General features: G+C 72.4%; 2 protein-coding genes. Both read left to right on the top strand.

What is annotated here, in order from left to right:
* A partial coding sequence (locus tag FNQ90_RS25485; RefSeq protein ID WP_182608470.1) for a type I-E CRISPR-associated protein Cas7/Cse4/CasC occupies window positions 1–325 on the top strand: 325 nt, incomplete at its 5' end.
* On the top strand, window positions 322–791 hold a 470-nt coding region (gene cas5e, locus FNQ90_RS25490; protein ID WP_182608471.1), incomplete at its 3' end, for a type I-E CRISPR-associated protein Cas5/CasD. The genes FNQ90_RS25485 and cas5e, both read left to right, overlap by 4 nt.

Below are 791 nucleotides of genomic sequence, written 5' to 3' on the forward strand. Positions count from 1 at the left end.
CCACACCCTCCCCCGCCTGGTCGCGGTCACCGTCCGCACCGACCAGCCGATCAACCTGGTCTCCGCCTTCGAGGAACCGATCGTCCCGGACACCGAGAAGCACACCGGCATCGCCCCCGCCTCCGTTCGCCGCCTGGCACACGAACAGCTCACCGCCGTCCGGGCCTGGGGCAACAAGCCGGCCTTCGCAGCCCACTGCCACACCCTCGCCCCCGAGCACCGCGAGACCGCCGCCGCCCTGGAGGAGGCGTTCGGCAGGGCCCGCGCCTTCGACGAGGTACTGAGCGACCTGCGGACCCACCTCACCGGCGGGGACGCCCGATGACCGTCACCCCACCCGGGGACGAGGCCGTACTGCTCCTGCGCCTCGCCGGCCCCCTCCAGGCGTGGGGGGACCGGAGCACCTTCAACCGGCGCGAGACCCGCCCCGTCCCCACCAAGTCCGGGATCATCGGCCTGCTCGCCGCCGCGGCCGGCCGTGCCCGGGAGGACTCCCTCGACGACCTGTCCCCCCTGCGCCTGGGCGTCCGGGTCGATCAACCCGGCACGCTCCTGCGCGACTACCACACGGTGAGCGACTACCGGGGACGGCCGCTGCCACAGGCGGGCGTCTCGGCCAAGGGCGTCCAGAAACCCACCTCACCCGCCAAGCACACTCATGTGACCACCCGGTACTACCTCCAGGACGCGATCTTCCTCGCCGCCGTCGCGGGCCCGCGGGAACTGCTCCTCGGCCTTCAACACGCGGTGCGCAACCCCGCCTTCCCCCTCGCCCTTTCTCTTTTACGCAT

Source organism: Streptomyces alkaliphilus (assembly GCF_014141535.1).
Taxonomy (GTDB): domain Bacteria; phylum Actinomycetota; class Actinomycetes; order Streptomycetales; family Streptomycetaceae; genus Streptomyces; species Streptomyces alkaliphilus.